Origin of the sequence: Nocardia aobensis NBRC 100429 (assembly GCF_000308375.1) — a bacterium.
In the GTDB taxonomy this organism is placed as follows: domain Bacteria; phylum Actinomycetota; class Actinomycetes; order Mycobacteriales; family Mycobacteriaceae; genus Nocardia; species Nocardia aobensis.
In genome coordinates this window covers 62,225-68,438 of the sequence record NZ_BAFQ01000134.1, presented here as the reverse complement: position 1 = coordinate 68,438, position 6,214 = coordinate 62,225, and the positions used below count along the sequence as shown (strand labels likewise).

Annotated in this window: 5 protein-coding genes; all 5 read right to left on the bottom strand. The window is 68.9% G+C overall.

Going from position 1 to position 6,214, the window contains the following annotated elements:
- A partial coding sequence (locus tag RJ03_RS17090) for an FTR1 family iron permease (RefSeq protein ID WP_373281707.1) occupies nucleotides 1-686 on the bottom strand: 686 nt, incomplete at its 3' end.
- A gap of 82 nt (nucleotides 687-768) precedes the next feature.
- Nucleotides 769-1,896: a flavodoxin-dependent (E)-4-hydroxy-3-methylbut-2-enyl-diphosphate synthase gene (gene ispG, locus RJ03_RS17085; RefSeq protein WP_036503555.1), complete on the bottom strand. Its 1,128-nt coding sequence runs from the start codon at nucleotides 1,894-1,896 to the stop codon at nucleotides 769-771.
- Complete coding sequence (locus RJ03_RS17080; RefSeq protein WP_051024785.1) at nucleotides 1,893-3,686, bottom strand: 1-deoxy-D-xylulose-5-phosphate synthase; 1,794 nt, start codon at nucleotides 3,684-3,686, stop codon at nucleotides 1,893-1,895. Before RJ03_RS17080 ends, ispG begins: the two co-directional genes overlap by 4 nt.
- A gap of 48 nt (nucleotides 3,687-3,734) precedes the next feature.
- The gene (gene hpnH, locus RJ03_RS17075) at nucleotides 3,735-4,736 is read right to left on the bottom strand and encodes an adenosyl-hopene transferase HpnH (RefSeq protein ID WP_036503553.1); all 1,002 of its coding nucleotides are present in this window, start codon (nucleotides 4,734-4,736) and stop codon (nucleotides 3,735-3,737) included.
- Nucleotides 4,737-6,212: a 4-hydroxy-3-methylbut-2-enyl diphosphate reductase gene (gene ispH / locus RJ03_RS17070; protein WP_036503551.1), complete on the bottom strand. Its 1,476-nt coding sequence runs from the start codon at nucleotides 6,210-6,212 to the stop codon at nucleotides 4,737-4,739. It lies immediately after the preceding gene.
- Nucleotides 6,213-6,214: the final 2 nt, after the last annotated feature.

Genomic DNA, 6,214 nt, shown 5'->3' with positions numbered 1-6,214 from the left:
AAGGCCACCCAGTGTCGTCCGGGCAGGATGTTCGCGTCCTGCAGATCACCGAGACCGTAGGACAGCACACCGGCGGCGATCACGATCAGCGCGAGCGCGGTGCGGTTGAAGAACACGCCGAGGTTGAGTTTCACCGACTGCCGGTACAGCAACCAGCACAGCACCACCGCGGCGGCGAAACCGAGCGCGGCGCCGACCAGCGGTGCGACCGTGGTGCCGGATGCCTTCACGGCGGTCCAGACGAACAGCGTCGATTCCAGGCCCTCGCGCCCGACGGCCATGAAGGCCGTGATAGCCAGCGCACCCGCCCCGATCGCGGTGGCGCGGGCGACCTCACCGCGAAGCTGACCGGACAGCGACGCGGCGGTGCGCCGCATCCAGAACACCATCGCCGTCACCAGTCCGACCGCGATCACGCTCAGGGTGCCGCCGACGATTTCCTGGCCGGAATTCGAGAGCACGCTCGTGGAGTAGGTGAGCACGGCCGCGAAGCTGGCCGCCACCGATACCGCGCCGAGCAGGCCGAGCCAGACGGGAGTCGCGGAGACCGGGCGCTGCGGGGTCGACGTCTTGCGCACGGCAGCCAGCAGGATCGTCACCACGAGTCCCGCCTCGAGGCCCTCCCGCAGGCAGATCAGTAGATTCGGTACAGCCTCGGCCCAGCTCACCGTCCAAAGGTAAGGCATACCTATACCACAGGTCCAATCCTGCACGCCTGTAGCGAGTACTCATTGCCGCAGATGGGGTGGTATGCGAGGTATGTCCGTATTAGCCGGTCCGGTTCTCCGGCGCGTCGTCGATCAGCGTCACCGCTTCCTCGAGCAACGCCTCCACGATCATCGATTCCGGCACCGTCCGCACCACCTCGCCCCGGACGAAGATCTGACCCTTGTGATTGCCCGCCGAGACCCCGATATCGGCCTCCCGTGACTCACCCGGGCCGTTGACGATGCAGCCCATCACCGCGACGCGCAGCGGCGCCGGAAAATCCCGGAAGGCCGCCTCGACCTTCTTCGTGAGCTCGAAGACGTCGACCTGGCAGCGACCGCAGGTCGGACAGGACACGATGTCGAGGGTGCGGGGGCGCAGCCCGAGTCCCGCCAGGATGTGGTGCCCGACCTTGACCTCCTCGACCGGCGGCGCCGACAGCGAGACCCGGATCGTGTCGCCGATTCCCTCGGACAGCAGGATCCCGAACGCGGTGGCCGATTTCGCGGTGCCCTGCAGCGGCGGACCCGCCTCGGTGACCCCCAGGTGTAGCGGATAGTCGCAGCGCTGGGCGAGCAGCCGGTAGGCCTGGATCATCGTCAGCGGATCGTTGTGTTTCACCGAGATCTTCAGTGCGGTGAATCCGTGCTCCTCGAACAGCCCGGCCTCCCACAACGCCGATTCGACCAGGGCGGAGGCCGTGGCGCGACCGCCGTGCCGGTCCAGGATGCGCCGATCGAGGGAACCGGCGTTGACCCCGATGCGGATCGGCACCCCCGCCGCACCGGCCGCCGCGGCGATCTCGCGAACCTTGTCGTCGAAGGTGCGGATGTTGCCCGGATTGACCCGCACCCCGGCGCAGCCGGCGTCGATGGCGGCGAAGACGTAGCGCGGATTGAAATGGATGTCGGCGATCACGGGGATGGCCGAGCGGCGGGCGATCGTCGGCAGTGCCGCGCAGTCGTCCTGGGTGGGCACGGCGACGCGGACGATATCGCAACCGGCAGCGGTCAATTCGGCGATCTGGCGCAGCGTCGCCTCGACGTCGGCGGTGACGGTGGTGGTCATCGACTGGACCGAGATGGGTGCGCCGTCGCCGACGGGCACCGAACCGACGTCGATGCGCCGGCTCTCCCGGCGTGGTCGCAGGGGCGGAGCCGAGGGCTCGGACAGGAATACGGCCGTCATCGGATCCTCTCGGTCGCGGGTAACCACTGTGTGCAGGCGGCGGCGATGCCTTCGCCGGTGAGGCCGTACTCGGTCAGGATGCTGTCGCGGGAGGCGTGGGCGATGAATTCGGTGGGCAGGCCGAGGGCGCGGACCGGGGTGGCGCCGGTGTCGCGGGCGACCGCGTGCATCAGGTGGGTGCCGATCCCGCCGGCGGCGATACCGTCCTCCACGCAGACGGTGAGCCGATGTCGTGCCGCGATCGCCGGCAGTCCCGGATTGATCGGCCACACCCAGCGCGGATCGACGACGGTGGCGCCGAAACCGCGGTCGGCCAGCAGTTCCGCCGCGCGCAGACACGGCCCGGCCATCGGGCCGACCGCCACCAGCAGGATGTCGAGCGGACTGCGCGGCCCGCGGTACAGGATATCCATCCCGTCCATTCGCGCCAGCGGCGAAATATCCGCTCCGGCAGTAGCTTTCGGATAGCGCACCGTGGTGGGGCCGGCTGTGGTGACGGCTTCGCGCAGTAGTTCGCGGATCCGGCCGGGATCGCGCGGACAGGCGATCCGCATCCCCGGCACGCAGGTGAGCAGCGCCAGATCCCACATCCCGTGATGGCTGGGCCCGTCCGGGCCGGTCACGCCGGCGCGGTCCAGCGCGAGGGTGACGGGCAGTTCGTGCAGGGCGATATCGAGCAGTACCTGGTCGATGGCACGGTTGAGGAAGGTCGAGTACACCGCAGCCACGGGATGCATACCGGCCGCGGCCAATCCCGCCGCGGACGCCAGCAGGTGCTGTTCGGCGATCCCGGAATCGAAAACCCGCTCCGGTGCGCTCCGGGAGAATTCGCCGAGTCCGGTGGGCAGCCGCATCGCCGCGGTCAGGGCGATCACCTCCGGATGGTCGCGGGCGATATCGGCCAGTTCGGATTCGACGATATCGGTCCAGGTGGGGGCGGGTTGTTTACGCGGCGCACCGGTGACCGGATCGATCACCCCGCACGCGTGCATGCGGTCGGCCTCGTCCGCCTCGGCCGGGCCGAAGCCGCGGCCTTTGACCGTCACCGCATGCACCACAACGGGTTTGGCCAGTGCGACCGCCTTGTGCAGGGCCGTGCACAGGGCGCCGATATCGTGGCCGTCCACCGGGCCCAGATAGCTGAAACCCAAGGCGTCGAACAGATTTCCGGAGACGATGTCACCCTCGCGCAGCCCGGTGAGATGGCCGGCCAGCGCACCGACGGTCGGATCGTAGGAGCGCCCGTTGTCGTTGAGCACCACCACGACCGGCCGCCCGCCCGCACCCAGATTGTTCAGACCTTCCCACGCCACACCGCCGGTCAGCGCCCCGTCGCCGATCACCGCCACCACCCGGCGATCGTGTTCGCCGCGCAGGTGGAAGGCCTTGGCGATGCCGTCGGCCCAGGCGAGACTGACCGAGGCGTGCGAGTTCTCCACCCAGTCGTGCGCGGATTCGGTGCGGTTCGGATAGCCCGCGACCCCGCCGGCCTGCCGCAGTGTGTCGAAGGTGGATGCCCGCCCGGTGAGCAACTTGTGCGCATAACTCTGATGTCCGGTGTCGAAGACGAGAACATCGGTGGGCGAACGGAATACGCGATGCAGCGCGATGGTCAGTTCCACCGTCCCCAGGCTGGCGCCGAGATGGCCGCCGGTTCCGGTGACGGTCTCGACGAGGCGATCGCGTAACCGCTGCGCCAGCGCGGGCAGTTCGTCGTCGGACAACGCGGCCAGCGCGTCGGGTCCGGTGAGGGCGGCGAGCGGGTCCGGCCCGCGCGGCGAGGGGTTCATGCGTGGCTCACCTTCCGGTGGGGGAATTCGACCCGGTGTCGATTCGACTCAGCTGACGGCGGCGCGGATCGTCTCCTTCAACGAACCCAGGGTCGCGACCACCGCGGTCGGCTCGTATCCGCAGTGCGCCATGCAATTGGAGCAGCGCGGATCGTTGCCGCGGCCGAAGGCGTTCCAGTCGGTGTCGTCGATCAATTCCCGATAGGTGGCCACATAACCGTCGTCGAGCAGATAACACGGCCGCTGCCACCCCTTGAGCGAATACGACGGAATCGCCCAGGCGGTGCAGTCGAAGTCGACCTTGCCCTCCAGGAAATCCAGATACAGCGGGGAGTGGTTGAGCCGCCACTTCTTGCGGCGCCCGTCGGCGAAGGCCTTGGCGAACAGCTGATGGGTCTCCTTCACGCCGAGCCAATGCTCCTGATCGGGCGCCTTCTCGTAGGCGTAGCCCGGCGCGATCTGCATATGGTCGATCTCGAGCTCGTCGTTGAGATAATCCAGGACGTCGATCACGTCCTGCGGCGAATCCACGTCGAAGAACGTGGTATTCGTCATCACCCGGAATCCCGCGGCCTTGGCCTCGCGGATCGCGGCCACGGCCTGATCGAAGACACCGTCCTTGCACACCGAGGCGTCGTGGCGTTCGCGCAATCCGTCCAGGTGCACCATCCACGCGAAATTGCGGTGCGGTGCGAACTTGTGCAGATGTTTGGGCAGCAGCACCGCGTTCGTGCACAGGAAGACGATCTTGTTGCGGTCGAGCAGCTGCCGCACGATCTCGTCGATCTGCGGATGCATCAGCGGTTCGCCACCGGCGATCGACACCATCGGAGCGCCGCATTCCTCGATCGCGCCGACGGCCTGCTCGACCGGCATCCGCTGTTTGAGCAGCGTATGCGGATGCTGAATCTTGCCGCAGCCCGCGCATTTCAGATTGCAGGCGAACAGCGGCTCCAATTCGACCAGGATGGGGAACTTCTCGCGCCGCAGCAGCTTCTGCTTGGCGAGATACGCTCCCAGACGTACGGATTGACGGAATGGCATGGCCATTCAGCTCACCTCCCGAGGCAGGTTGAATCGAACACTCTCTTCGGTCACGGTGGTGTGGCGGACCCGGAGGGCGCCGAGCCCGGACAGGGCCTCGACCAGGTCGTCCACCAGATACGGCGGTGCCGACGCGCCGGCGGTGACGCAGATGCGGCGGGTGCCGGCCAGCCAGTTCAATTCGACCTCACCGGCGTCCTCCACCAGATGCGCCGCCACGCCCTCGGCCGCGGCGACCTCGGCCAGCCGCAGCGAATTGGAGGAGTTGCGCGAACCCAGCACCAGCACCAGGTCCGATTCGCGGGCCACCGCGCGCACCGCCTGCTGGCGATTGGTGGTGGCGTAACAGATGTCGTCCTTGCGCGGCCCGCTCAATGCCGGAAACCGTTGCCGCAGTACGGCGGCCGTGGCCTCGGCTTCCGCGACGGCCAGGGTGGTCTGCGTGACGTAGGCGACCCGATCCGGATCCGGTGGCGACACCCGGGCGGCCGCTTCCGGATCGGCGACCACGACGACGTTCTCGGGCGCCTCGCCGCGGGTGCCCACCACCTCCTCGTGCTCGGCGTGCCCGATCAGGAAGACCGTCTTGTCCGCGGCGGCGAAGGCGCGCACCTCCGCATGCACCTTCGACACCAGCGGGCAGGTGCCGTCGATCACGCGCAGGCGGCGGCGTTCGGCCTGGCGGCGGACCTCCGGGGCCACCCCGTGCGCGGCGAGCACGACCACCGCGCCTTCGGGCACATGATCGAGCTCCTCGACGAAAACCGCTCCCCGCCCGGCCAGTTCGCGCACCACCTGGCTGTTGTGCACGATCTGACGCCGCACGTACACCGGTGCGCCGAAGCGGTCCAGGGCCTGCTCGACGATCTCGATCGCCCGCTCGACCCCGGCGCAGAACGAACGCGGACCGGCGAGCAGGATCTCGCGATCACCGGTCGCCGCCGACCACCGGTCCAGCGCCGGCGCCGCCGCGCGCAGTGAACGCAGTGCCCGCACCCCACGCCATATCGTGCCCGGGCGGAGCAGCGGCGCGTCCGGGGTGTCGACGATCGCCCGGATCGCGACGGCCTGTCCGTCGGGGGCGTCGGCGGCGAGGAACGCCGTTTCGGTATCGACGGCGAGCGCGCCGGACTCCGCCAGCGCGGCTCGCGCCCGGCCGGTGACGACGCGTTCGGCGGAATACACCGGCCCGAGCCGTGCCGGCAGCCCGAGTCGCAGCAATTCTCTGTGCAGCAGAATCGCTGCGGGACTGGGTAATTCGGTACCGTTGCGCCGAATCTCGCTGGCCACCACGAGATCGCCGGGACGCAGCTCTGTGGTCAGCGCACCCGCGACTCCCGCCACCGCGACCGGGCCCGCCGCGGCGGCGTCGTAGCGCCGCCGCGGACCCCGCCCGGTGTGTACCACGGGCGCCGTGGCGGCGCCCCGCAGTGCTGCCCACTCCGATAGGAGCGGGGCGCAGACGGTTCCGGGCCGGGTCATAC

Coding starts and splice junctions, on each gene's coding strand:
- hpnH (WP_036503553.1), bottom strand. CDS start 4,736: ATGGCCATGCCATTCCGTCAATCCGTACGTCTGGGAGCGTATCTCGCC.
- ispH (WP_036503551.1), bottom strand. CDS start 6,212: ATGACCCGGCCCGGAACCGTCTGCGCCCCGCTCCTATCGGAGTGGGCA.
- RJ03_RS17080 (WP_051024785.1), bottom strand. CDS start 3,686: ATGAACCCCTCGCCGCGCGGGCCGGACCCGCTCGCCGCCCTCACCGGA.
- ispG (WP_036503555.1), bottom strand. CDS start 1,896: ATGACGGCCGTATTCCTGTCCGAGCCCTCGGCTCCGCCCCTGCGACCA.